This window comes from [Clostridium] symbiosum ATCC 14940, from assembly GCF_000466485.1.
Lineage (GTDB): Bacteria > Bacillota > Clostridia > Lachnospirales > Lachnospiraceae > Otoolea > Otoolea symbiosa.
Window position 1 is genome coordinate 1 of sequence record NZ_KE992977.1, and the last position, 225, is coordinate 225.

General features: G+C 40.4%; 1 protein-coding gene. It reads right to left on the reverse strand.

Annotated elements, in window-relative coordinates; translation table 11 throughout:
• Positions 1 to 225, reverse strand: a 225-nt coding sequence (locus CLOSYM_RS23230) for a hypothetical protein (protein WP_044902645.1), incomplete at both ends; no start/stop codon positions are given.

Here is a 225-nt window from a genome sequence, read left to right on the forward strand (position 1 = left end):
CATCTATCACCCTTCCATGCCAGTATTCAATATCATCTTTATAAATTGTAACGTAGGTCTGAAAAGGCAGCACCGAACGATAGCTGGGATGGTTAATAGGGATATCAAACTTAAAACTTCCTGCCTTGCCGACTTTTTCCGTCAGTACCGGAGATATCAGCACATATTCGTCCGAAAACATTTCATGTAATCTGTATTCTTCAAATTCATATCGCGCTGTCACAC